Here is a 25,330-nt window from a genome sequence, read left to right on the forward strand (position 1 = left end):
CAATAGTAAAACAGTCATGATGAAAATTACCCTACCAAAGAATTGTTATTTTATAAAAAAAAATAAAAAAAAGGGTATAATTTTTTTAAAGACCTTATAAATATTGCTATAATGAAATTCTAAAGCTCACATTTGGAGTTCTTTGCAGAGCGAATGTTTCTACTTCTTCAATGGAATTGGTTAGAGAGCTTACTCTGTAATATTCGCTGATTTCATTTTTCCGGTTAAGGATATTTAAGATGGAAACCCCTAATTTGTATTGAATTCCACCTGTCGTTTCCCATTTATAAGTAGAGGAAAGATTAACCTGTGAAAAAATATGCAGATTTGTATTGTTCGGTTTATTGTAAACCAATACAGGATCTGAAAGATCAATTTGCGAAAGATCGGGCGATGTTTTAGGTCTTCCGGACGACCATTTTGTTCCCAAAGCAATTTTGAAGTTGTTTTTCTCATAAATTCCTGCCCATGATAGAGTATGCATTAACTGGAAATTGTTGGGAAAACTCGGGTATTGATAATTAGAAAAATGGTAATTATTGTGGTTATAAGTATAACTCAACCAGGTCAAAAAGTGATTCATTTTTTTCTGAACCAGTATTTCTGATCCCCAAATTTCATAATTGCCAGTGGTTCTGACAAACTCTAACTGATTCTGAAAACCCTGGCTGGAAGTTGTAATTCCGTTTACTTTTTTATAAAAATTTTCTATATCCAGAAGCCAGTCACCCTTTTTGTAGAATAAATTTAAGGATAATTGTCTGCTTTTCTGAATAGGGACTGTGGTATTATTGGAGACAATCCAGCGTCTTTTTTCGATGCCAAAATAATCTTTTTGCAAATCAATAATTTGTTGGGAATTCTGGCTTTTCAGCTCGCCAAGCAATTCTAAATTTAAGTTTTTACTAATGCTGTAGCCCAATTGTATTCTGGGTTCTACGATGTATTTTTTAAATTTTTCAATATAATTAATTCGCGTTCCTGTCTTGAAATAGATTCCGGAAAGCGTATCGTTGTATTTTGCTTCTAAAATTAAGGCGTGGGTTCTTAGTACGTCTTTCACCCTGCGATAAAAATCAGGATTAGTCACCTGCTCTAAATTGGTAATACCTATTTCATTAAATTGATACCCGTCGCTTACACTAAATTTAGAAGTAATAGTATGGTTGTTTTCTAAACTAATACCATTATTGGTAACTGTGTTTTCCTGAATAGCGGTCTGGTTTTCACTCGTTGTTTTCTGGTTGCCCAAAAGCTCATACGAAGAGTTGTAAATATTAATTTTAGTAGTATTAAAATTGTTCCATTTTCTTTTCCATGATAAATTTCCACCATAATTCTGCTGGCGTAAAATGTTGTTTTCAGATCTGTTGATGTCATAGACAGTCGCACTTTGGAAAACTTCGAGATTATCTTTAATGGTAATTAAATCAAGTACAATTTGATCTTTGGCTCCTATTTTTTGGGCATATTTTAGCGTAGCATCGTAGAAACCAAATTTTTTATCACTTTGATAATCGATATTTTGGTTTTGTGAAAAATCAGTGATCGTAGTGTTTTGAAATATTTTGTCAAAATATTCCTTGTAAGTAGGCGTTTCTACAAAATCTGTAATGGATTTTCGTGCTGAAATTTCGATATAACTTTTCTTTGAAAGATTATATTTCGCATAAACATCGGCATTAATCATATTGATTCCAGCACTGAAACTATTTTTCTCTATTGTTTCGGGAGTAGAAGAAATAGCGACTACGCTCGAAACACTTTCGCCGTAAAATGCAGAACTTCCGTTTTTATAAATAGAAATAGTGTGTGCCAGATTTGGGTTGAAAACCGATATTAAACCAAAAAAATGCCCCGTTTGAAACATTCGTATTCCATTCCATAAAAATAAATTCTGATCGTGCGTGCCACCTCGAACATTAATGCTTGATACACTTTCGTCCAGACTGTTTACACCCGGAATTTGCTGCATAGTCTGCAAAGCATCAGGCTCAATAAGTCCAGGCAGGATACCAAATTTCTTGGGTTTAATTTCAAAGGATTCATCGGTGTTTTTTGAAATTCCCGAAGCCAGAACAGCATTGGCCTTAATTTCTTCCAGTTGCGTAATTTCAGGTTCTAATAGTATTTGAAGACAATTTTCGGGTTTAGAATTGCCTGTTACAATTCTTTTGGCTGTAAATCCTACATGACTAATGAAAAGAATATTAGCGTTTTCTTTTTTAAATTCAAAATAACCCTTTGAATCTGTTGTAACCTGAATTTTAGTGCTTAAATGGATATTGGCATTTTCAATAGGTTTTTTTTCTGTCCCGGAAAAAACGTACCCACAGATGATGTGAGGTTCCTGTTCTTTTTTATAAATATTAATGAATTGGTTGCCAATATTTTCAAACGATAAATTTGTTTTTTGGGCAAGATAGCTCAGTTTCTGGTCTAAGGAAAGTGATTTTTTTGGAGGATTTAATTGCATTCCGGCAATAAGATCTTCGGTATAATTAAAACTAACCTGATGCTGTTGTTCAATGGCAATCATAATTTTTTTAAAAGGCATCACTTTTCCTTTGTCCTGAGCAGAAAGATTCAGGGCAAGGAAAAACAGACCAAACAAAAAATGAAATGATTTGGGGAATAGCATTTATTTTTCGTCAAAAATTATTTTATTTTTCGAGACTTTTTTAGCCTTTAAATGATAGGTTGTACTAATAATTTGCAAGGCCACATCCAGATCCTGAGTTGGTAATTTTCCTGTAAAAAGCGAAGTTGTATCTTTCGCATTGAGTTCAATTGTAATGTTATATTGTCTTTGAACCTCGTCTAACAGGCTGCTGATATTTTCTTTATAAAAACAAATCTGATTGTCCATCCATTCGGGCTGCATCGCAATAATATTTCTTTTTACTTGTTTTCCGTTTTCAAAACTAACGCTTTGTCCGTGCGTTAATAACATCTGAGTATTGGCATAATTTACTTTCACGCGTCCTTCATAACAAACGACATCAAACCTGTTTTTTCGAACTTTAACATTAAATTGCGTTCCTAAAACCGATACTTTTCCAAGATTCGTATGCACTTCAAATCGTCTTCCTTTGGCTACCCTGAAATAAGCTTCTCCTTTTAATTCAAGATGCCTGTTATTGTCCCAATTCCATTTTTTATAATGTATTTCAGAACCCGAGTTTAGTACTACTTCAGAATTATCAGGCAATGAAAAAGTTGTTTTTTCTCCATAATTGGCTGTTTGCGTTTCTGGTACAATAAATTTCATCACAAGAGTAATTCCAAGAACTAATACAAATATTGCTGCTGCCCGAAACATCCATTTTTTGTATAGAGGAAACACTTTGGGAGCCGCTTTTTTCTGGCTTAGAATATTCGACAACATATCGTTTTCATCCAAATCATCTACTTCTAAATGAGCGGTATAATTTTTTATTTTCTGGTATTTTTCAAAATCAGGACTTCTTTCAAATTCAGCTAATTCCTCTTTCGTCAAATCATTGCTGAGCCATTTTGCTAATAAGCGATCTTTTTTCATTGTGCTGCTATTATAATATTAAACAAGTAGAACTAAATTTACCCTACTTTTTATAAATCAATTTCTTTACGTAAGCTTACTAAAGCTAAATGAATGCGTTTTTCAACTGCCTTTACGCTAATGTTTAATTCCAAGGCAATTTCGCTGTATTTTTTGCCGTCAATTCGATGCATCAAAAACGCGGTACGTTGTTTTTCGTTGAGGTTTTCGATTGATTTCAAAAGTTTGTCTTGAAATTGTTTTTCCTCCATAAGATATTCCGGACTTTCATTGGTTTTATCTAAACCCGTGAAATTTTTTTCATATCGCAAAACCACTTTTTGGTGCGCAATGGCATTGAGACTGCTGTTATTTGCAATGGTATAAATATAGGATTTTGCTTTTTCAAGTGGTACCGAAGCGCAGTTTTGCCAGAGTTTCACAAAAGCTTCCTGAGTCAGATCTTCTGCCTGATCCAGATTGCCAAATTTGTAAAAAAGAAAATTACGAAGTGCTTTTACGTGACTTTTGAAGAAAGACGAAAAAATAATTTCATCACAAGTGTTGGATTGGTTTTTAGGTGGCATTTAGATTTTCGATTTGTACGGTGTAAAAGTATTTGTTTTTAATTTAAGTAGGGTAAAAGCAAAGCTGATTGTTTTATAGAAGAATAAATGCTATTGGATTTTGTTAATTTAGTATCGAACAACAAATCAAAACCTTTGGTACCGAATTTATTAAAAACTAGTTTCTTTAAATTTATTACATTTGTAAAAACATAAATATGTTGCCTTTAAAAAAATATTTATCAATTGCGGTTGTCCTGTTCCTACTGTCTTGTCAAAGTGAAATTGATGAACAAGATGCTAATACACAAGGAACTGTTACCAATGTTTCGCCTCTTACTACTTACTTACAAAGGGTGGCAATGGTTCAAACCGTGCAGGATAATGTTATTGACGGCTCCAGTTACTGTACCATAAAACTACCTTATACCGTTACGGTTAACAATCAGCAAATTGCAGTAAACACAACCGGCGATTATCAAAAAGTAATAGATAATATCAATGCCAATGCTTATGATGATGATATTGTAAAAATCGATTTTCCCGTAACAATGGTGTATTATAATTACATCCAGAAACTGATTCCTAATGAAGCTGATTTTAATGACTTAATTAATTATTGGAATCTTTATCCTGATCTTTTATCTAAAATCAACGGCTTAAATATCAATTATCCCATTAGTATTAATAGTTATAACAGTGCCAATCAAATTGCAAGTTCTCAATCTATTACTAGTGATCAGGCGTTTTTTAACTTTATAAAAAATTTGAATTCGAGCGAGTATATTTCGTTGCAATATCCAATTTCAATAACTGATTACAACAATCAGACAAAATCAATTAGCAATAATCTGGAGTTCGAAAACGCCATCAAATATGCTATAGATTATTGTCCTGAAAATAATAGCGCAGCACTTGATTTTGCAGCAACCTTAACCAATGGTTCGTGGAATATTCCTTATTATTTTGATGATTCAGATAAAACTTCTTCTTATAGTGGTTATTCGTTTACTTTTAATAGTGATAAATCCGTAGTCGCCACAAAAGGGGGAATTTCAGAAATGGGTCAATGGGAAAGTACGCTACAATATGGTGTTAGAGATTTCAAAATAATTTTTAGTTCATCTGTTTTGGGTAAACTCAATAATAGTTGGAAGCTGTTTGAGTTTAATAATTCGCAGATACGATTACGCGATGTAAATGATAGTACTAATTATCTTTATTTTGAAAAAAAATAGTTATCTATTATTTTGCCATCAGGATGTTTAAACAAATTTAAATTTTTCTGAGAGAAGATCCTCTATCAATAGTTCTTCCCACTTCATACAAAATCGAGTGACCTTTACGAATCTTTAGTAAATGGTTTTCCCGGACAAATCATTTTATGGTTCTTCTTGAAAAACGTCAACTTTCTGTTTATGTATTTTTTCAAAACCTCAAACAATTATAGTGCTTTTTAAATAAATTGATTTCTAAAGATTCGTTTTTGTTTTAAAGATTTGTCGTTTAAAAAATCTATGAATTACAAGTTATAAATTGATTTGAAATTATATTTATTACTGCTTTTTTGATATCAAATCTATTAATTTAAAAATTAAGTGGATTTTCAATTTTATGTCGTTTAAAAATTATAAAAAATGATTATTTTTGTTTAACTTTATTTAGTAATTGTTAAACAATCTATGATGAAATCAATTATTGCAAAAATCGATAATAGTGTATTGAATGAGGTTCAGATCGACAGAATTATAGAAATGGCATGGGAAGACCGAACACCTTTTGATGCTGTAAAATTTCAATTTGGTCTATCTGAAAGTGATGTGAAAGCTTTGATGAAGAAAGAATTAAAGTTTAGCAGTTACAAATTATGGCGTGAAAGGGTCGAAAATTGTAAAACAAAACACGTTGCAAAGAGAACCGAAGAAATTGACAGGTTTAAATGTAACAGGCAAAGAGCAATTTCAAATAATAAAATCTCTAAGCGTTAATAAAATTTTAGCAGATGATGAAAAATGATAAACCAGATAATGTAGTTTTTTCTAATGAGCATGGTTATAATGCAAGCGTATTACCATATGCTACAAGCTTGGGTGCGCCAGTAATAAAAGCAGATGATTTAACAGGCTGGAAAAACATGGGCATAAATAAGGTTAACAAAGAATTTGAAAGCAAATTCAAGGAACTAAAAATGCAGTACCAGGATTTAATCGAAGAATTTCAGTGGAATGAATTGGTCTACAACGCCAGATTTTCTTTTGAACCTATTGTTGGTGAAATATATCATTTATACAAAGATGCAGATGGTTTTGATTTTCTCTCACTTATAGGACCCCAAGAATGGAATAAGGAACATATTGCTACTTTTAGACTTAACAGTGATAAAAAATGGATACTCATCGATTTGAAAAATTCTACTAATGAAAAACAAAATAAATTTTAAAACCAGTGATCTGGAAAAAATGGACAAACAAACTGTTGTGCATTTAATCAATAGTTTAGGCGGTTTTAAAAGCGTGGCATTGGTAGGAACTTCTGATAGTGAAGGAAATACTAATTTATCCATTTTTAGTTCTTTTTTTCATATTGGTGCTAATCCGCCATTAATAGGAATGATTTTTCGCCCAAGTCCGCCCGAGCGTGATACTATGAGAAATATTATAGATACAGGATTTTATACCATTAATCATATCAACGAAAATATTTACATACAAGCACATCAGACATCAGCAAGATACAACAAAGAAATTTCAGAATTTGATGCAGCAGGACTTAGTGCGGAATATAAAAATAATTTTCATGCTCCTTTTGTACTAGAAAGCAACATACAGTTAGGAATTCAATTTAAAGAACAAATAGATATTTCAATAAATAATACCACTATGATTATCGGGGAAATAGTTCAGATTTTTATTCCCGAAGATTGCTTGTCTGAAGATGGTTTTGTTAATTTAGAAAAAGCAAATACTGTTACTTGTTCCGGTCTGGACAGCTATCATAAAACCATACAGTTAGACAGGTTGAGCTATGCAAAGCCTGATAAGGAAATTACATCATTACTTAAAAGTTGAACAAAAAAAAGATAAATATTATGTGGTTCAAACGTGATCTTCGTTTTACAGATCACGAACCTCTTTTTTTGGCTCAGCAGGAAAACGTTGCTCTTCTTTTAGTTTATTTTTTTGAGCCTTCAATAATGGCTTACGATGATTCTGATGTACGTCACTGGCGGTTTATTTATGAATCCTTACAGGAAATGCAGTCTAAATTAAAGTCATTTGACACGCAGATTTATTATTTTCATAACGAAGTTCAAACTGTTTTTGAGCATTTATATAGTCTTTATGATGTACAAACCGTGTTTTCGCATCAGGAAATTGGCAATAAAGTCACTTTTGACAGGGATATTGCCATGCAGTCTTTTTTTGATGATCATAATATTTTTTGGAAACAATCCCAGCTTCATGGTGTAGTCAGAAAGCTGCGATCAATACAGGATTGGGATAATCGCTGGGAAAAAACAATGCGTGCAACTCCTAAAATGATTGAACTGAAAGCTTTTAAATTTGAAAATTTAGATCCTGATTTTTATCTAAAGCTAAAAGGAAAAGTACTTTCGAGTGAAATTACAAACAGAAATAAAAACTTTCAGCAGGGCGGTGAATATTGGGCATGGCGGTACTTAGAGAGCTTTGCAAAAGAGAGACACGTAAATTACAGTAAACACATTTCCAAACCCGGTTTAAGCCGAAAAGGCTGTAGCCGTTTATCTCCCTATTTAACCTACGGAAACATTAGTATGCGAATGGTGTATCAATATACTAATCAGTTTTATGAAGCATCGCCCAACAAAAGAGCCATGCTTAATTTTGTTTCGAGACTGCACTGGCATTGCCATTTTATGCAAAAATTTGAAAATGACTGTCAAATTGAATTTAAAAATATAAACAAGGATTACGATTCCTTGGTAAAACCCAAAAACAAAACTTATATAAAAGCCTGGCAGGAAGGAAAAACCGGTGTTCCTATTGTTGATGCCTGCATGCGATGTTTAGTTCAAACAGGTTATATCAATTTTAGAATGCGGGCGATGCTGGTTTCCTTTTTTACATTCAATTTGTGGCAGGACTGGAGGGAATTGCATTTTCTGGCAAGACAATTTTTAGATTATGAACCCGGAATTCATTATCCGCAGATTCAGATGCAGGCGGGTACAACAACAGGCAACACCATTAGAATTTATAATCCGATAAAAAACTCACATGAGCACGATTTGGAAGGTGTTTTTATAAAAAAATGGCTGCCTGAACTGGCTGAAATTCCATCACAATTAATTCATGAACCATGGAAATTAAATGGTATTGAACAGCAATTTTACAAATGCGAAATAGGTAAAGATTATCCAGACCCTATAGTAGATATAGAAGAAACCCGAAAATACGCAAGTGATATTGTTTGGAGTTTTAGAAATAAACAAGAAAATGCGAGGAGTTAAGAAACAAAACCTGCCAACTAAGACCTGCATTGTCTGTCAGAAACCATTTTCATGGAGAAAAAAATGGGAAAAAGTATGGAACAGCGTCAAATATTGCAGTGATAAATGTAGAAGCAATAAAAATCAATAAGACTTTAAAGCATTATTCTTGTTTTACTTTAGATGGAGAATGCGCTTAGACTTTTAATGTATATTATCGTTTTAGTCAAAATTAAAGTCGAAAGGCGACATAGCTTATTGGAATATTGAAATAATCTAAAAGATTATTGTAAAAATTAAGTATAAAACAGTGTTACATTCGTGAAAAAATTAAATCTAACTGCTATTATGTACGACAACTTGCTTCTTTTGAAAAGTATAGTGGAAACTGCACCATTTCCAATAGCAGTTTATGTCAGCGATGAATTAAAAATTCAAATAGCTAATCCTGCTATGATCACAACCTGGGGTAAAGGGGAAGATGTTATTGGGAAAAGTTACAAAGATATTCTGCCTGAACTGGAAAACCAGCAAATATTTGACCAGGTACTGAGTGTACTAAAAACAGGCTTGGCTTTCCATGCAAAAAATGCAAGGGTTGATTTGGTAATAAGTGACGTGTTATTAACGCATTATTTCAATTACAGCTTTACTCCATTATACGATTCGGATGGAAAAATATATGGTGTGATGAATACGGCGACTGATGTTACAGATTTTAATCTTGCGCAGAAGCAAATACTTAGCTCAGATGAGAGATTAAGGATGGCACTAGATTCCTCAGGTATGGGAACATACGAAATAGATCTTAAAACAAAAAAAATCAAGACATCGGGAAATTTCAATGAAATCTGGTCTATTGAAGGGGAGGTAGCCAATGAGCAGCTTATCTCAAAATTGCACTCTGATGATCAGTTATTGCGAGAAAAAGCACACAAAGAAGCCCAGATTACTGGAAAAATGTGCTATGAGGCCAGAATTTTAAATAAAGACAATTCTATTCGATGGGTTAAGATTAATGGTAAAATTATAAAGGACGAAAAGGGTAATCCTACCACTATTATTGGAATTGTACAGGATATTAATGAACAAAAGCAATTCTCTGAAGAACTAAAAAAGCAAGTTGCTGAGAATACAGAAGAGTTGCGCAGATCAAATGATGATTTGCTTCATTTTGCCAATGTAGTAAGCCATGATCTGAAAGAGCCTGTTAGGAAAATTAAATTTTTTAATGGTCTTTTAAGAAATGAAACGGAAAAGGATATTAACGAAAGTTCAAAAAAATATCTCGACAAAGTTCATTATTCGGCTGAGCGTATGCAGACTATAATAGATGGAATTTTGTCATACTCGACCATTAATAAAACAACCCAGCCAGTTGAGAATATAAATCTCGATGCAATAGTTGAAAATATAAAAATAGATTTAGAACTCGTTATAAAAGAAAAAGGAGCAATTCTCATCGCAAGTGAGCTTCCTGATATTGAAGGAGCTCCAATACTGATTCAGCAGCTTTTTTATAATCTAATCCATAATGCATTAAAGTTTTCAAAAGCAGATCAGCCACCAAGGGTTATAATATCATCTATTATCATACATAATGATGGTAACGATTTATTGCAAATTAGTATAAAAGATAACGGTATTGGATTGGATTCCAGTCATTATGAAAGGATTTTTAATGCTTTTGAAAGATTGCATTCCAAAGACCAATATGAAGGAAATGGTCTGGGTCTTGCACTTTGTAAAAAAATCGTAAAAAGGCATAATGGAGATATTAGAGCCATAGGAGAAAAAGATAATGGAGCTGAATTTATTGTTACACTGCCTTTAAAACAATTTAAAACTACTATTTAGAAATAAAATATTTTTTTGTACTCTTTTCTATTTTCTTGTTTCTGTACTTTTTTTATTTTCTCAGAATTTATTCTAAAAAAAATGCTTATAAACTAATAAATAGCTGCCGATTGTTGAAAAAATAAGAAAAATTCTGCGTCTTAAAAAGAAAGTCGGATCATTATATTTTGATGTCTTATTGTGGATAATTTAAATCGTAAACAACGATATTTTTGGTTTGCCTAATCATGACTTTAATTTTTTGATTAGCCCAGATAAAAAAAGAATTCACATAATTGACAAAGTAAATATTAAACTAATGATTCCAAAAAAAGTTAATTCAATACTAGCAAGAAATACCGAAAATGCTCCAAAAAGTATCGGACCATATTCACAAACTGTAGCTTTCTCTCATTATAATAATCTTTCGGCTCAATTACCCATCGATCCAAAATCAGGTAAATTAGTAGCGGGCGGAATAAAAGAGCAAGCTGAGCAATGTTTTAAAAATATCAAAGCAATTGTTGAAAGCATTGACCATTTAATGAGTGATGTCGTTAGAATTACTGTATTTGTTAAAAATATCAAAGACAGTATTGTTGTAGAGGAAGTTTATAAAACATATTTCTCAGCGTATGTTCCCACACTTACTATAGTTGCAGTTGCCGCTTTACCTATGGATGCATTGGTAGAAATCGAAGCGCTTGTTTCAAACGGAGAAGGTACAATTCCAAATGCACCACAAGCTGGTAATCTGATAAAACTCATTAATAATACCGGAAATGCACCAACTTGTGTTCTGTCTTCACAAACGGTATCATTCTCTCATTATAATAATCTTTCAGCTCAATTGCCTATTGATCCTAAAACTGGAAGACTGGTAATTGGCGGAGTAAAGGATCAAACAATACAATGCTTAAAAAATATCAAATCAATTTTAGAAAGTATCGATGTTCCTTTTGATGATATTGTTAAAATCAATATTTTTCTTAAAGACCTCTCAGATATTGAAGCTGTAAACGAAGTTTATACAACATTTTTTCCGGATTCGGCTATTGCCAGAGCGATAGCTTATTTTCCAGCGCGTACAGTAATTGCAGTTTCAGGTTTACCAATGGATGCTTTAGTGCAAATTGAAGCTGTAGTGTCACACGGAGATGGCACGCCTCCACAAGCTGTCGAAGACAGGCATGGAATCGTCATAAAGGCAAACAATACTAAAAATGCACCAAACTGTTCTCTATCTTCACAAACGGTAGCATTTTCTCATTACAATCATATTTCGGCACAATTGCCTTTGGATCCAAAAACAGGTGAAATTATAGTTGGTGGAATCAAAGAGCAGACGGAACAATGTTTAAAAAATGTCAATGCAATTTTAGAGAGTATCAATCACACAATAGACGATGTGGTTAAAGTAAATTTATTTCTTAAAAATATCGCGGATATTGCTGCTGTAGACGAAGTTTATACATCATTTTTCCCCGGTGGTATTCCTGCAAGAAGAACAATTGGCGTATCAGCTTTAATTAAAAACGCTTTAATCCAAATTGATGTTGTCGTATCAAATGCAGAAGGAACACCTCCGCAAATAGTACACTTAATTTAAGTAATTTTTCGCGTATTCTTTTGTGTAAACTTTAACTACTAATACAAATATTTGTAAGATTTAATTTATAAATTTATAGTCTTGAAAAAGGTGATTATTACAACAGTCACTTTTTTCAGGAAAGTAAAAACAATTATGAGAAATACATTTTTAATATTAATAACATTAGCTCTTATTGCAGTTTTATCTGTAAATAAAGTAACAGCTCATGAATATAATACAAGTGTATCACTAGTACTTAATAAAAGTAGTAATGTTTCTCCTGCCCAAAAAGAAATCATTTCTCTTTCTAAAAACAATTCATCAGTATTAAATTTTGAACAATATACTGAGACTTCAAATGAAGATGTTGTTGATGAGGATCAGAAATGTAATAATACAAAAGGATTTTTACCTCTTAATCTTTTAATGAAACAAAATGCAATTCCTTTTGCTCCTGTTTCTACTTTACAACAAAATCAAAAATATTTAGGACTTTACAATACTATAGTTAGAGTTCCTTTCTACATTTTAAACCATTCACTTCTAATTCCTTTCTCTTAAGGAGTTTCTTTTTTCAAAATCTTTTTTAAGGTAATTTATTTATCATATCAGTTTAGGCTTTGTGTCTGGATTGCGATATGACAGGTTCTCTATTGCCTTATTCCTAAATATTTTAATTTTTAAATAACACAATCATGCATTTAACACCACGAGAAATCGAGAAGCTTATGCTGCACACTGCAGGTGAACTTGCTCTAAAAAGAAAGGCCAGAGGTCTTAAATTAAATTATCCTGAAGCAATTGCTTTAATCAGTCATTATTTGCTGGAAGGTGCAAGAGATGGAAAAAGAGTAGCCCAGTTGATGCAGGAAGGCGCACAAATTCTTACTAAAGACGATGTGATGAACGGCGTTGCAGATATGATTCATGATGTTCAGATCGAAGCTACTTTTCCTGATGGAACCAAGTTAGTAACAGTTCATAATCCAATTCGTTAATCCCTAATAATATGGTACCAGGAGAGATTTTTGTAAAAGAAGGCACTATCATCTGCAATGAAGGCAGAGAAACCGTGAAATTAAAAGTAACCAATACAGGAGATCGCCCTATTCAGGTAGGTTCACATTTCCATTTTTTCGAAGTAAATAAAGCAATGAGCTTTAATCGTGAAAAGAGTTTTGGAAAGAGATTAAATATTGTTGCAAGTACAGCGGTTCGCTTTGAGCCGGGAGAAGAAAAAGAAGTAGAACTTGTTGCAATTGGGGGAAATAAAAAGGCAATGGGCTTTAATAATCTAGTTGACGGATCTGTAGATTCTGATACTAACAAAAAAGAAAGTTTAGCTAAAGCCAATGAATTAAATTTTAAGAACATTTAAGATGAGTTTAAACGTAGACAGAAAACAGTATGCAAATATATTAGGTCCAACTACTGGAGACAGAATTAGATTGGGAGATACTGAATTGATAATTGAAATCGAAAAAGATTTTACCCATTATGGCGACGAAGCTGTTTTTGGAGGGGGAAAAACAGTTCGTGACGGAATGGGACAAAATGTTTCCTGTACAAGAGATCAGGGAGTTTTAGACCTTTGTATTACCGGAGCGACTATTATTGATCACTGGGGAATTGTAAAAGCAGATATCGGGATCAAAGACGGAAAAATTGTAGCGATCGGTAAAGCCGGAAACCCCGATACTATGGATGGAGTTTCTCCCAATATGATTATTGGTGCGTCTACAGAAATTCACGGAGGTAAAGGATATATTGTAACTGCGGGAGGAATCGACACGCACATTCATTATATCTGTCCGCAACAAATAGAAACTTCTCTTTATAGTGGTATTACAACTATGATTGGCGGTGGAACAGGACCTAATGACGGAACGAATGCAACAACTTGTACACCGGGGAAATTCAACATTCAGAAAATGTTAGAAGCTGCAGAAGATTTTCCTATGAATTTAGGATTCTTTGGAAAAGGAAACTGTTCAGCAGAAGCACCATTGGCAGAACAAATTGAAGCCGGAGCTTTAGGTTTGAAAATTCACGAAGACTGGGGAGCTACAACCGGAACAATTGATACTGCATTAAAAGTGGCAGATAAATATGATGTTCAGGTCGCTATCCATACTGATACTTTAAATGAAGGTGGATTTTTAGAAGATACAATGAGAGCAATCAATGGAAGAGTAATTCATACATTTCATACTGAAGGTGCCGGTGGCGGACATGCTCCGGATATTATCAAAGCAGCAATGTATCCAAATGTATTGCCGGCTTCTACAAACCCAACTCGTCCTTATACGATTAATACAATTGATGAACATCTGGATATGTTGATGGTTTGTCACCATTTAAGTAAAAATATTCCTGAAGATGTCGCATTTGCCGATTCTCGTATTCGCCCTGAAACTATTGCAGCCGAAGATATTTTACATGATATGGGAGTGTTTAGTATTATGAGTTCTGATTCTCAGGCTATGGGAAGACCGGGAGAAGTAATTACCAGAACCTGGCAAACAGCAAGTAAAATGAGAGAGCAACGCGGTCAGTTAGAAGAAGATCAAAATACAGAACATGATAACTACCGTGCAAAACGTTACGTAGCTAAATATACAATTAATCCTGCTATCGCTCACGGTATTTCTGAGTATGTTGGTTCTGTCGAAGTTGGCAAATTAGCTGATTTGGTAATTTGGAAACCTGCATTGTTTGGTGTAAAACCGGAAATGATTGTAAAAGGCGGTTTTGTAATCGCTGCTAAAATGGGCGATCCAAATGCGTCTATCCCAACTCCTCAACCTATTATTTATAGAAATATGTTTGGAGCTCACGGTCGCGCAAAATTTGGAACTTGTGCCACTTTTGTGTCTCAGGCTTCAATTGATAACGGATCTATCGCTGCATATAAATTAGAAAAAATAATCCTTCCGGTTAAAAATTGTAGAAATATCTCTAAAGCTGATCTTATACACAATGATAAAACTCCGGTAATCGAGGTTAATCCTGAAAACTATCACGTAACCGTAGATGGTGTACATATTACTTGTGAACCGTCAGAAAAACTTCCGTTAACACAATTGTACTATTTGTTTTAATCGAATAAGAATCTTAAAAAGACTCGGCGAAAGCCTTACCATTTCAACATAAGTAAATAACTAAACACCAATACACGAATTGTCAAGCATTCACTCGTGAAAATTAATTTCATAAACTAAGTTAATCTTAAACATTAGTGCAAATTCGCGCAATTTGTGTTCAAAATTGACGCATAATATTTGTGTCGAAATGGTTAGGTATAAGCCGGCGTCTTTTTATCAAACAATAAAATTTTACATGAAATCTTTATATAAAATCAGTTTAATGGGCTTTTTTGGAGCGGTTATGTTTTCCTCTTCAATGAATGCACAAGTAATAGGCGGGAAAAGAATAAAAGAAGATGAATCAGGGCCGAAAGGTCAAATATTGATTTATGGTTCTTATGATTATTCTAAAACGAGTACTCCATCAGGAAACAGCAGTGAAATTGGAACAAGCCCTTCTGCAAATGCATCAATCCCAATAGGAGTAGGATATTTTATTAATAACAATGATTTAGTTGGGGTGAATTACGCATCAGCAAAAGATGTTGTAAATGGAAAAACAACTTATAAGCAGAATGAAGCAGGGCTTTGGTATAGTCCATCGTTAATGTTAGGTCAGTATTTTGGCTTGATAGCACAAGTAGATGCTCATTATGTTTGGGGAAAACAATTTGATAGTTCTAACATGATGGAAAACTTTACCGGATATCGTTTACGTGCTTATCCTATGTTAGCGGTTTTTCTGGGAAGCGGCTGGGCATTGAAATTTAAGTTCGCAGAACTTTCCATGTTGCATACAAAAACAGATGAGGGCTGGACTAAAAGTACTGTTGCAGGAATAGGCGGTTCAACATTTGGAGCAGGTATTTCTAAAGCAATTGATTTCAGAAAAAAATCCAAACAATAATGACTATTAGTGAAACTTTAGGCAATATTTCAGATACTGCCTTTGGCTTAAAGCCAATAGATTATCTGGACTTGGAATGGTTTGAATCTACAAAGAGAATCCAACGTAAAAAGACACGTCAGGGAGAAGATATTGCAATTAAATTCTTAAGAGAAGGTCAACGCCTTCGGGAAGGTGATATTCTTTTTGAAGATGAACAAAAAATAATCGTAGTGAATATTCTGGAGACAGAGGCTATCGTTATTTCTCCCTCTTCAATGCTGGAAATTGGTACAGTGTGTTATGAAATTGGCAATAAGCATATTCCGCTTTTTATACAACAGGACAAAGTGTTGTTGCCTTTTGAAATGCCAATGTACAGATGGCTTGAAGTAAGTGGTTTTAAACCCGAAAAACAATCCGTAAAATTGTTGAATCTTCTTAAATCCAATGTAGAACCTCATGGACACGGAAGTTTGGGTTCAACAATTTTTACAAAAATTCTAAAAATGGCAGCCCCAAAAGATGAATAACATACAATTTTTAGCAAGTCTATTGCATATTTCTGATCCTACATTGCCTATCGGCGGATATTCTCATTCTAACGGACTTGAAACTTTTGTACAAAATAAAGTTGTACACAATGCGGCAACAGCACACGAATTTGTAGAGAATATGCTTAAATATAATCTCAAATATAACGATGGAGCCTTTGTGAAATTAGCGTACGAAGCTACAGAATCTAATGATTTGAAAACAATTTTAGATCTGGACCAGGAATGTAACGCATTGAAATCTCCAAGAGAAATCCGTCAGGCAAGTCAGAAATTAGGATTGCGTTTGATTAAAATTTTCAAAAGATATGAGAATTTCCAGTTTATGGAATCTTATGAAGAAGCAGTTCGAAATCACGAAGCAAGTTCTCATTACAGCATTGTTTTTGGAATGTACTGTTGCCTGTTGAAAATTCCTTTACAAGAAGCACTTTTCGGGTTTTATTATACTTCAACTGCAGGAATGATTACCAACGCAGTAAAATTAGTACCTCTTGGACAGTTGGACGGACAGGATATTTTGTTCCGCTTGTATCCAATTATGGAACAAATAGCTCAGGAAACTATAAAATTAGAAAGAGAGCAAGTAGGTCTCTGTAATACATCTTTCGACATTCGTTGTATGCAGCATGAAAGGCTGTATTCAAGACTTTATATGTCGTAATTAAAACAAAAATTAAATTATAAAAATGGAAAATAGAAAATATATAAAAGTAGGTGTTGCCGGACCGGTAGGTTCTGGAAAAACTGCTTTATTAGAACGATTGAGCAGACATTTATACGGAACGTATGACCTTGGTGTAATTACAAATGATATTTATACTAAAGAAGATGCAGAGTTCATGGCTAAAAATAGTCTTTTACCACATGACCGTATTATTGGCGTTGAAACAGGCGGTTGTCCTCATACCGCTATTCGCGAGGATGCAAGTATGAATCTTGAAGCGGTAGATGAATTAGCAAACCGTTTTGAGAATATTGAGTTGATTTTTATTGAAAGTGGCGGTGATAATTTATCTGCAACTTTTAGTCCGGATCTTGCCGATGTTACCATCTTTATTATTGATGTTGCCGAAGGTGAAAAAATTCCAAGAAAAGGAGGCCCTGGGATCACAAGATCAGATTTATTGGTAATTAATAAAATTGATTTAGCGCCTTATGTAGGGGCTAGTCTTCAGGTTATGGAAGATGATGCAAGAAGAATGAGAAAGGGAACACCATTTATATTCTCGAATCTTAAAACTGATGTAGGTGTTCCGGAAATTATAGGATGGCTTAAAAAATATGCTTTACTGGAAGAATGTGAAGAACCCAATCTGCTAAGATAAATGGACAGTCGCCTACATATTATAGCAGGTCATAAACAAGGGTGTTCCTATGTAAAGGATCTTTATGTGACCCCTCCGTTTCGTGTAGTTTCGGTAGGACAACGAAAACAGGATAATAAACTTTATCAGATCGTGATTAGTACTTCACCCGGCATTTTGTGCGGTGACCGTTACCAACTGGATATTGTTTTAGAGAAAGGAGCTCAGTTGCAGCTTCAGTCACAATCCTATCAAAGATTATTCAATATGGAAAATGATGCTGTACAGCAACTTACTATTTCAATGGAGGATAATACTTCCTTTGCTTATGTTCCACATCCTGTCGTACCACATGAAAATTCTAATTTCAAAAGTAAAGCCGAAATCCGTATTGGTACAAATAGTCAGGTCATAATTAGTGAGATTATCACTTGTGGAAGAAAACATTATGGAGAGTTTTTTAAACTGAAAAGGTTTCAAAATCTTATAGAGATTTACCATAAAAATAAATTGGTACTAAAAGATAATGTACTTATCCAACCCAATTTGATTCCTATAAGTACAATTGGTAATCTGGAAGAATTTAGCCATCAGGGTACTTTAATCTTTTATAGCACCAAAGAAAATGTCGATAAAAATCTATTAGTCGATACGATCCATTCTATTATTGAATCTCAAAACGAAATGGAAATCGGCATTTCAGCAATGGAGGATAATGGATTTGTGATTAGAGCACTGGGACATGGAGGAGAAGTAATGTATAATTTTTTCCTAAAGGTTCAGGGAATCCTTTGGGAATTAGAATAAAATAAGTTATGAATACTACTATTTGGGCATTAATACTAAGTGCTGTATCAATAAGTTTCATCCACACCATATCTGGTCCGGATCATTATTTGCCATTTATTGTTTTGTCAAAATCAAAACAATGGAGCAAGAGTAAAACAATTCTGCTTACAATTGCCTGTGGCTTTGGTCACGTTTTGAGTTCTTTGGATTTAGGCTCTGTCGGGGTTTTTATGGGATGGCAGCTCAATAAGTTTTCATGGTTTCAGGATATCCGAGGGAATATTTCAGGTTGGGCATTGCTTGTTTTCGGACTCATGTATCTTATATATGGAATCATTCAAACTATTAAAAATAAACCCCACAAGCATTTTGATGTATTAGGAGATGATGTTTATGTTTATGAACACAATCATGGAGAAATAGTAATGCCTCAGAGCCGAATAAAAGTAACTCCGTTTGTATTGTTCATGATTTTTGTAATGGGACCGAGTGAACCACTTACACCGCTTCTTTTTTATTCGGGATTAAATCGTTCTGTTACTGAAATTGTTGCACTCGTAGTTCCATTTGCACTTACTACTGTAGCTACAATGCTTGGAATGGTTTTATTGGGGCGATACGGATATTCAACCTTTTTTAATACCGATAAACTCGAACGTTATATGGGTATTGTAAGTGGTGCAGTAGTGACAATATGTGGTATAGGAATGGTCTTTTTAGGATGGTAAAATAAAAAACAGAAAAAAATTACAATGAATAAAATTTTTATAAAAATTCCTTTTATCGACAATGTATTAAAAGGAATAGGGCAAATTATGCTTCAGGAAAACCGATGGACAGGGCTTTTGTTCCTTATTGGTATTTTTACGGGAAGCTGGCAGGGCGGTATTGCAACTCTCCTTGCGACAAGCGCAAGTACATTTACAGCTATGAAACTCGGTTATGATAAATCAGAAATCAAAGCAGGACTTTATGGTTTTAGTGCGGCTTTAGTGGGAGTTGCTCTGTCATTTTTCTTTCAGACTACAATATTGATCTGGTTTCTAATTGTTTTGGGTGGCGCCCTGGCAAGTATTATTCAGCATTTTTTTATAACCAGGAAAATTCCGGCGTTTACTTTTCCTTTCATTTTAATTATTTGGGTATTTGTTTTTGCACTCCATAATTTTACTAATATTCCACCTTCGGAAATGATCACTGCAAAACCGGTAGATTTAAATTATAGTGAGTTTATTACCCCCCTTAACGGTTTTGGAGAAGTGATATTTCAGGGAGGAGCATTGTCCGGAATCATTTTCTTTATAGGAGTTTTTATAAATTCACCTCTCGCAGCTTTATATGGTTTTGTCGGTGCTTTATTAGGAGCATATATTTCATTTACCAGAGGAGAATCAATAGAAGGAATCCATATGGGATTATTCGGATTCAATGCTGTGCTTTCCGCTATAGTTTTTTCAGGAGTAAAAAAAACAGATGGTTTATGGGTTTTGATAGCTGTATTTATTACAGTAATTATAGATGACTTATTGATTGAAAGTAATATCCTGACAGCTGTTGGAGGGGTACTTACTTTTCCTTTTGTTGCAGGAACATGCATAACGCTGCTTATTCAGAAAATTATCCCTAAGAGATTCGTCTAAGAAAATTAAAATTAGTTGCATGTATAAAATACAAATTGTTTTTCTTTTCCTAATGATGAGTAAAATGGCTTTGGCACAAAAGAAAGAAAGTCAGTCATTCATTAAAGATACGGATAACAAATTCCCAATAGAGAATGCCCAGATAGTTTACAATCACGGTGACAGCCATACTCATTCAGGATCTGATGGTTTATTTAAATATCATATTGAATCATTTCCCGACACCCTTACCATCAGTTATAAAGGATATGATGAGGTAAAGTGGATTGTTAACAATGAAAAAGAGTATAAAAATGTCATTTTTCTTCAGCATAAACCAATCCAGATTTCCGAAGTAGTAATCAACAACAATAATTTCCTTAAAGCGGTTACAAAAGTCGATCTTAATAAATTTCCGGTAAATTCTGCTCAGGATTTATTACGCAAAGTTCCAGGCTTATTTATTGCCCAACATGCAGGCGGTGGAAAAGCAGAACAGCTTTTTTTGAGAGGATTTGATGCCGATCACGGAACTGATGTCAGTGTCAATGTAGACGGAATGCCTGTGAATATTGTGTCTCATGCACACGGACAAGGATATTCAGATTTACATTTTGTTATTCCGGAAACCGTTAATAATATAGATTTTGGTAAAGGTGCCTATTATGCGGATCGCGATGATTTTTGTACCGCAGGATATGTAGACTTTCAAACTTATACCCGTTTAAAAAACAGTATGATTAAACTCGAAGCTGGTTCTTTTAATACTAAAAGAATGTTGGGAATGTTCAATATTATTGATGATCCGGAGCAAAGGGAAAATTTCTATGTTGCCACAGAATATAATTATACAGACGGGCCATTTGATGTAAAACAAAATTTTAGCAGGTTAAATATCTTCGCAAAATACAATCAGTGGCTTAATGACAATGATTATTTGAATGTTCAGTTTTCTACCTTCAATTCCTCGTGGAATGCCTCAGGTCAAAATCCTGAACGAGCCATTAATGAAGGAATTATTGATCGTTGGGGGAGTATTGATCCTACAGAAGGAGGGAGCACTTCACGCACAAATGTTCAGGTAAATTTTAAACATATTATCTCTCCATCAGAACATATTGAAGCTATGGGCTGGTATTCGAAATATAATTTTAATCTATATTCTGATTTTACATTTTACCTGAATGATCCAGTTTATGGAGATGAAATTCAGCAAAAGGATGGCAGAAATATTTATGGTACTGAATTGAAGCATATCAAAAATTTTGTCCTTCCTAACGGTTCTGTAAAAGTAATATCAGGTATTGGATTCCGAAATGACGATATTGGCACATTGCAACTTAATTATGTTTATCACCGGGATTTATTATTAGATAAAAAGATGGATGCTACCGGAGTAGAAACCAATCTCCATGCTTATTCCGGATTGATCTGGAAAACGGGAAAATGGATCGTTAATCCCGGATTAAGGTTGGATTATTTTATTTTTAATATGCATGATCTTCTCAATCAGGAACAAATGCCTGTTGGACAATCATCAAATGGAACTAGATTAAGTCCAAAACTAAATTTCTCTTATGCTGCCAATGACAAAGTTATGTGGCTGCTCAAAACAGGTATGGGTTTCCACTCTAATGATTTGAGAGTGGCAATTCCTGAAAAAGAAAATACCCTGCCTTATTCTATAGGCGCAGATTTTGGAGCGAGACTTCATCCCTTTAAAACATTGATTATTACGCCCACTATTTGGTATTTATTTCTACAGCAGGAATTTGTTTATGTAGGTGATGATGCCGTAGTAGAACCTTCCGGAAAATCAAGACGTTATGGAGTTGGTTTAGGAATCCGTTTTCAGCCGTTACAAAACTTGTATCTAAATGCAGATATTAATTATTCACATGCCAGATTTATTAATGAACCCCAAGGTGCAGATTATGTTCCGTTAGCTCCTGTATTAACTAGTACCGGATCAGTAAACTGGGATTTTCTGCAAGGATTTTCTGTGGGTTTACAATATCGTTATCTGGGAGGACGACCTGCTGTAGAAGATAACAGCATCAAAACAACTGCGTACTTTGTAAACGATTTGATACTTTCATATAATGGTGTAAAATGGGGAACTAATCTCCAGGTTAATAATTTATTAAACGTAAAATGGAATGAAGCTCAGTTTGCTACCGAAACTCAATTAAAAAACGAGGTAGCACCAGTTACAGATATTACTTATACTCCCGGAGTTCCTTTTGGAATAAAAATGGGTGTATTTTATAAGTTTTAAGCTGATACAAGACAAGCGCCACAATATTAGGACATCTTTAGAAGAATTATTTTCAAACAATTTTATATAAAATGACCGTCATAAGAATTAGAGTTATAATTTTATAATTAAAAATAATAGTATGGATATTACTCAAATTTTTGAGAACAACAGAAATTGGATCAACAAACAACTCCAAATAAACAATCATTATTTTGAAAAACTCTCAAAAGGACAATCTCCGGAATTTCTGTACATCGGCTGTTCAGACAGCCGTGTTTCTGCCGAAGAACTTATGGGATTAGAACCCGGGAAAGTTTTTGTACATCGAAACATAGCTAATATAGTTCCAAATACCGACTTAAATTCGATGTCGGTAATTAATTATGCGGTTGTACATTTAAAAGTAAAACACATTGTAGTTTGTGGTCATTATGGATGCGGTGGTGTATTTGCCGCTATGCAGCAATCAGATTTAGGAATATTAAACCCGTGGTTAAGAAATATCAGGGATGTTTACCGTATTCACCAGAAAACTCTTGATGCCATTACCGACGAAGAAGAAAAATACAAAAAATTAGTAGAATTGAATGTTCAGGAACAATGCGTCAATGTTATTAAAACTGCCGAAGTCCAAAAAGCATACAATGAAAGAAATTTAAAAGTCTACGGATGGATCTTTGATATAAGTAGCGGGAAATTAATTGACCTGGATATCAACTTCACAGAAATATTAAAAGACATTACCAAGATTTACAAAATCTCTAACTAGTATTGTTACACAAATCTCATTATATATTAAAGACGTGTTCTATTATATTGCAATAAAAACTTGAGTAGTCACAAAATATCTTTAGAACGGATTTTGACATCTATTAAAGCGAAAATTTTTCAAGATAACTATAAGCAGTTTTTCCACTCCTAATATATAAGGAGTAATTTCGCACCCACTACCCGACAGGTTTTCAAAACCTGTCGGGTTTATTTTGCTACCTATATATAGTAGGGGTTTTTATTCAACGTGTCTTGTCCTAAAAAAGGTTGACTATAATTAAGTTAATTATGTCAACAGAGAGAAAAGAATCGGAAAAATCGGAAGCCCTACAAACTTATAGTGAGGTATTTAAAAGGCAAATTGTAAAAGAATTCGAGCAGGGATTATTTACTAAAGCAGAACTTCGCAGGCGTTATAATATTCATGGAAATAGCTGTATTCCACGTTGGTTAAAAAAATATGGTAAATTTACCTATCAAGACAAACTAACCCGTGGAAGACCTATGAAAGATCCCCAATCTCAACGTATCAAAGAACTTGAGGCTCAATTAGCCAAGAGAGAACAGGAATTATTGGTTCTAAAAAAGTTTATTGAAATAGCTGAACGTGAGCTAAAAGTAGAAATTGTAAAAAAGTCTGGTTCCAAGCAGTCCAAGAAATAGGTCATATTTACAGAATTAGTCCCGAGACAATATGTCGATTGTTTGGTTATAGTAAACAAGCTTATTACAAACGAAAATCACAGCAGCTAAAATCTAGTATTGACAAAGAGCATCTTAAATCTTTGGTAATGTCCATACGTCAAAAACTACCTAAAACTGGGAGCAAAAACTTTATTTTATGTTGAAAGATGATCTTAAGAGACATCAAATAAAAATTGGCAGGGATAAATTAATTGATTTTTTAAGAGACGAATATTTATTAGTTCCAAAAGTTAGAAGGTATTATAAGACCACCAATTCTAGGCATTGGATGCGTAAATATCCAAATTTAATCAAAGAAATTAAGCTAAATGAACCTGAACAAGTTTGGGTAGCAGACATTACATATTTAAGATCTAAAGACAAAACATATTACCTGCATTTAATAACTGATGCTTATTCAAAGAAAATTGTGGGTTATTGTTTAGCTGATAATTTAATGGCTTCTTCTACATTGGAAGCTTTACGAATGGCTGTTAATAATAGAAAATACAGTCATAATCTTATTCACCATTCCGACAGAGGTCTTCAATATTGCAGTAGAGAATATACTCAATATTTATCTGAAAGCAATATACTTATAAGTATGACTCAAAATTATGATCCCTATGAAAATGCAATTGCAGAAAGGGTCAATGGTATTTTAAAGGAAGAGTTTGGATTGTTTGAAATCTTTGAAAACTTTGCGAACTTAAAAAAGCAAGTTGATGAATCTATTTTGTTTTATAATCAAATTAGAGTTCATTTATCTATAAATATGCTTACTCCAAATCAAGCGCATTTACAAAATTTGGTAAAACTAAGAGGATGGAAAAAAATAAATCGGAACAAAACTAATTTTGCTCCGATTTAACTAATTTTATATTATTAATCGAGTCAACCTTTTTCAGGACAACTCAACGGATCAATTCTGAGTCATCGGGACAAGCTTTTTGGAATTTGGAATTTGGAATTTTTTAAGATTGAAGTTTAAATAAGGAGCTATTTCCCGCTATGCGTTGCAATCTTTTGCTTTTTAAAGAAAAAAGCAAAAGGATTTCCACTTCTATCGGGGCTAGGGGAGCGGTTTCCAAAAGAACATTTGACATAAAAGAGAAATAAAACGCTCCAAAAAGCAAAACTTAGCGCCTTTGCGACTTTGCGCGAAACTATAAAATCCAATAAAATCCAGCTTTGTGTTTTATTAAGACCCACGGTAAGCCAGGAAAAGCAAAAAAAAACAAACCTTCGCGCCTTAGTGCCTTCGTGACCCAACTACCCAAAACAGGCAAAACACAACAAAATCCTTCAAAGACAAAAAAACTTCGCATTATAAAAAACTTCAAACCAGCGAGTTATAAAAAACATTGAAATTATACAATAAAAAGGCTTG

General features: G+C 33.7%; 24 protein-coding genes and 1 pseudogene. 22 read left to right on the top strand and 3 right to left on the bottom strand.

From position 1 onward, the window contains the following. Window positions 1-106: 106 nt before the first annotated feature. The 3 genes from KHA90_RS22780 to KHA90_RS22790 are packed head-to-tail and all read right to left on the bottom strand — an operon-like array spanning window position 107 to window position 4,107. The gene (locus KHA90_RS22780; RefSeq protein WP_213307153.1) at window positions 107-2,641 is read right to left on the bottom strand and encodes a TonB-dependent receptor; all 2,535 of its coding nucleotides are present in this window, start codon (window positions 2,639-2,641) and stop codon (window positions 107-109) included. Beyond that, complete coding sequence (locus KHA90_RS22785) at window positions 2,642-3,541, bottom strand: FecR family protein (protein WP_213307156.1); 900 nt, start codon at window positions 3,539-3,541, stop codon at window positions 2,642-2,644. A gap of 50 nt (window positions 3,542-3,591) precedes the next feature. Beyond that, window positions 3,592-4,107 carry an RNA polymerase sigma factor gene (locus KHA90_RS22790; RefSeq protein WP_213307159.1) on the bottom strand — a complete coding sequence of 172 codons (516 nt, stop codon included), beginning with the start codon at window positions 4,105-4,107 and terminating at the stop codon, window positions 3,592-3,594. Window positions 4,108-4,304: 197 nt separating this feature from the next. Between KHA90_RS22790 and KHA90_RS22795 the strand changes: the two genes are divergently transcribed. The 22 genes and pseudogenes from KHA90_RS22795 (at window position 4,305) to KHA90_RS22900 (ending at window position 24,811) form a co-directional block, all read left to right on the top strand. Then, window positions 4,305-5,324: a hypothetical protein gene (locus KHA90_RS22795; RefSeq protein WP_213307162.1), complete on the top strand. Its 1,020-nt coding sequence runs from the start codon at window positions 4,305-4,307 to the stop codon at window positions 5,322-5,324. Window positions 5,325-5,768: 444 nt separating this feature from the next. Continuing rightward, window positions 5,769-6,074: a TIGR03643 family protein gene (locus KHA90_RS22800; protein ID WP_379785439.1), complete on the top strand. Its 306-nt coding sequence runs from the start codon at window positions 5,769-5,771 to the stop codon at window positions 6,072-6,074. 14 nt (window positions 6,075-6,088) lie between these two features. After that, window positions 6,089-6,526 carry a DUF2452 domain-containing protein gene (locus tag KHA90_RS22805; protein WP_317197415.1) on the top strand — a complete coding sequence of 146 codons (438 nt, stop codon included), beginning with the start codon at window positions 6,089-6,091 and terminating at the stop codon, window positions 6,524-6,526. Beyond that, window positions 6,504-7,154 carry a flavin reductase family protein gene (locus KHA90_RS22810; protein ID WP_213307165.1) on the top strand — a complete coding sequence of 217 codons (651 nt, stop codon included), beginning with the start codon at window positions 6,504-6,506 and terminating at the stop codon, window positions 7,152-7,154. Before KHA90_RS22805 ends, KHA90_RS22810 begins: the two co-directional genes overlap by 23 nt. 20 nt (window positions 7,155-7,174) lie before the next feature. Then, the gene (locus KHA90_RS22815; protein WP_244860546.1) at window positions 7,175-8,578 is read left to right on the top strand and encodes a cryptochrome/deoxyribodipyrimidine photo-lyase family protein; all 1,404 of its coding nucleotides are present in this window, start codon (window positions 7,175-7,177) and stop codon (window positions 8,576-8,578) included. Continuing rightward, a complete protein-coding gene (locus tag KHA90_RS22820) occupies window positions 8,565-8,708 on the top strand; it encodes a DUF2256 domain-containing protein (protein ID WP_213307170.1) in 144 nt (47 codons plus the stop codon). Before KHA90_RS22815 ends, KHA90_RS22820 begins: the two co-directional genes overlap by 14 nt. Before the next feature lie 170 nt (window positions 8,709-8,878). Further along, window positions 8,879-10,414, top strand: coding sequence for a PAS domain-containing sensor histidine kinase (locus tag KHA90_RS22825; RefSeq protein ID WP_317197416.1), 1,536 nt, complete (start codon window positions 8,879-8,881; stop codon window positions 10,412-10,414). A 298-nt stretch (window positions 10,415-10,712) separates the two neighbouring features. Continuing rightward, a complete protein-coding gene (locus KHA90_RS22830) occupies window positions 10,713-12,002 on the top strand; it encodes a RidA family protein (RefSeq protein WP_213307173.1) in 1,290 nt (429 codons plus the stop codon). A gap of 135 nt (window positions 12,003-12,137) precedes the next feature. Then, window positions 12,138-12,545 (top strand): hypothetical protein, encoded by a 408-nt coding sequence (locus KHA90_RS22835; protein ID WP_213307176.1) that lies wholly within the window; start codon window positions 12,138-12,140, stop codon window positions 12,543-12,545. A gap of 134 nt (window positions 12,546-12,679) precedes the next feature. Continuing rightward, window positions 12,680-12,982 (top strand): urease subunit gamma, encoded by a 303-nt coding sequence (ureA, locus tag KHA90_RS22840; RefSeq protein ID WP_213307179.1) that lies wholly within the window; start codon window positions 12,680-12,682, stop codon window positions 12,980-12,982. An 11-nt stretch (window positions 12,983-12,993) separates the two neighbouring features. After that, window positions 12,994-13,362, top strand: a complete 369-nt coding sequence (gene ureB / locus KHA90_RS22845; protein WP_213307182.1) for an urease subunit beta — start codon at window positions 12,994-12,996, stop codon at window positions 13,360-13,362. A 1-nt stretch (window position 13,363) separates the two neighbouring features. Then, entirely contained in the window at window positions 13,364-15,085 is a 1,722-nt protein-coding gene (gene ureC, locus KHA90_RS22850; protein ID WP_213307184.1) for an urease subunit alpha, read from the top strand. Between the two features lie 238 nt (window positions 15,086-15,323). After that, window positions 15,324-15,977 carry a hypothetical protein gene (locus tag KHA90_RS22855; RefSeq protein WP_213307187.1) on the top strand — a complete coding sequence of 218 codons (654 nt, stop codon included), beginning with the start codon at window positions 15,324-15,326 and terminating at the stop codon, window positions 15,975-15,977. Beyond that, window positions 15,977-16,489, top strand: a complete 513-nt coding sequence (ureE, locus tag KHA90_RS22860) for an urease accessory protein UreE (RefSeq protein ID WP_213307190.1) — start codon at window positions 15,977-15,979, stop codon at window positions 16,487-16,489. The genes KHA90_RS22855 and ureE overlap by 1 nt, the downstream gene beginning before the upstream one ends. Then, window positions 16,482-17,174, top strand: a complete 693-nt coding sequence (locus KHA90_RS22865) for an urease accessory protein UreF (protein ID WP_213307193.1) — start codon at window positions 16,482-16,484, stop codon at window positions 17,172-17,174. Before ureE ends, KHA90_RS22865 begins: the two co-directional genes overlap by 8 nt. 25 nt (window positions 17,175-17,199) lie before the next feature. After that, on the top strand, window positions 17,200-17,838 hold the full coding sequence (gene ureG, locus KHA90_RS22870; protein WP_213307196.1) for an urease accessory protein UreG: 639 nt from the start codon (window positions 17,200-17,202) through the stop codon (window positions 17,836-17,838). Next, window positions 17,839-18,624, top strand: coding sequence for an urease accessory protein UreD (locus KHA90_RS22875; protein ID WP_213307221.1), 786 nt, complete (start codon window positions 17,839-17,841; stop codon window positions 18,622-18,624). It abuts the gene before it with no gap. An 8-nt stretch (window positions 18,625-18,632) separates the two neighbouring features. Continuing rightward, window positions 18,633-19,334, top strand: coding sequence for a hypothetical protein (locus tag KHA90_RS22880; protein ID WP_213307224.1), 702 nt, complete (start codon window positions 18,633-18,635; stop codon window positions 19,332-19,334). A 24-nt stretch (window positions 19,335-19,358) separates the two neighbouring features. Then, a complete protein-coding gene (locus KHA90_RS22885; protein WP_213307227.1) occupies window positions 19,359-20,246 on the top strand; it encodes an urea transporter in 888 nt (295 codons plus the stop codon). Between the two features lie 19 nt (window positions 20,247-20,265). After that, window positions 20,266-22,503, top strand: coding sequence for a TonB-dependent receptor (locus KHA90_RS22890; RefSeq protein ID WP_213307230.1), 2,238 nt, complete (start codon window positions 20,266-20,268; stop codon window positions 22,501-22,503). Between the two features lie 121 nt (window positions 22,504-22,624). After that, window positions 22,625-23,254: a carbonic anhydrase gene (locus KHA90_RS22895; protein WP_213307233.1), complete on the top strand. Its 630-nt coding sequence runs from the start codon at window positions 22,625-22,627 to the stop codon at window positions 23,252-23,254. A gap of 290 nt (window positions 23,255-23,544) precedes the next feature. Continuing rightward, a pseudogene (locus KHA90_RS22900) lies at window positions 23,545-24,811 on the top strand (IS3 family transposase). Window positions 24,812-25,330: the final 519 nt, after the last annotated feature.

It is taken from the genome of Flavobacterium psychroterrae (assembly GCF_018380615.1).
GTDB lineage: Bacteria > Bacteroidota > Bacteroidia > Flavobacteriales > Flavobacteriaceae > Flavobacterium > Flavobacterium psychroterrae.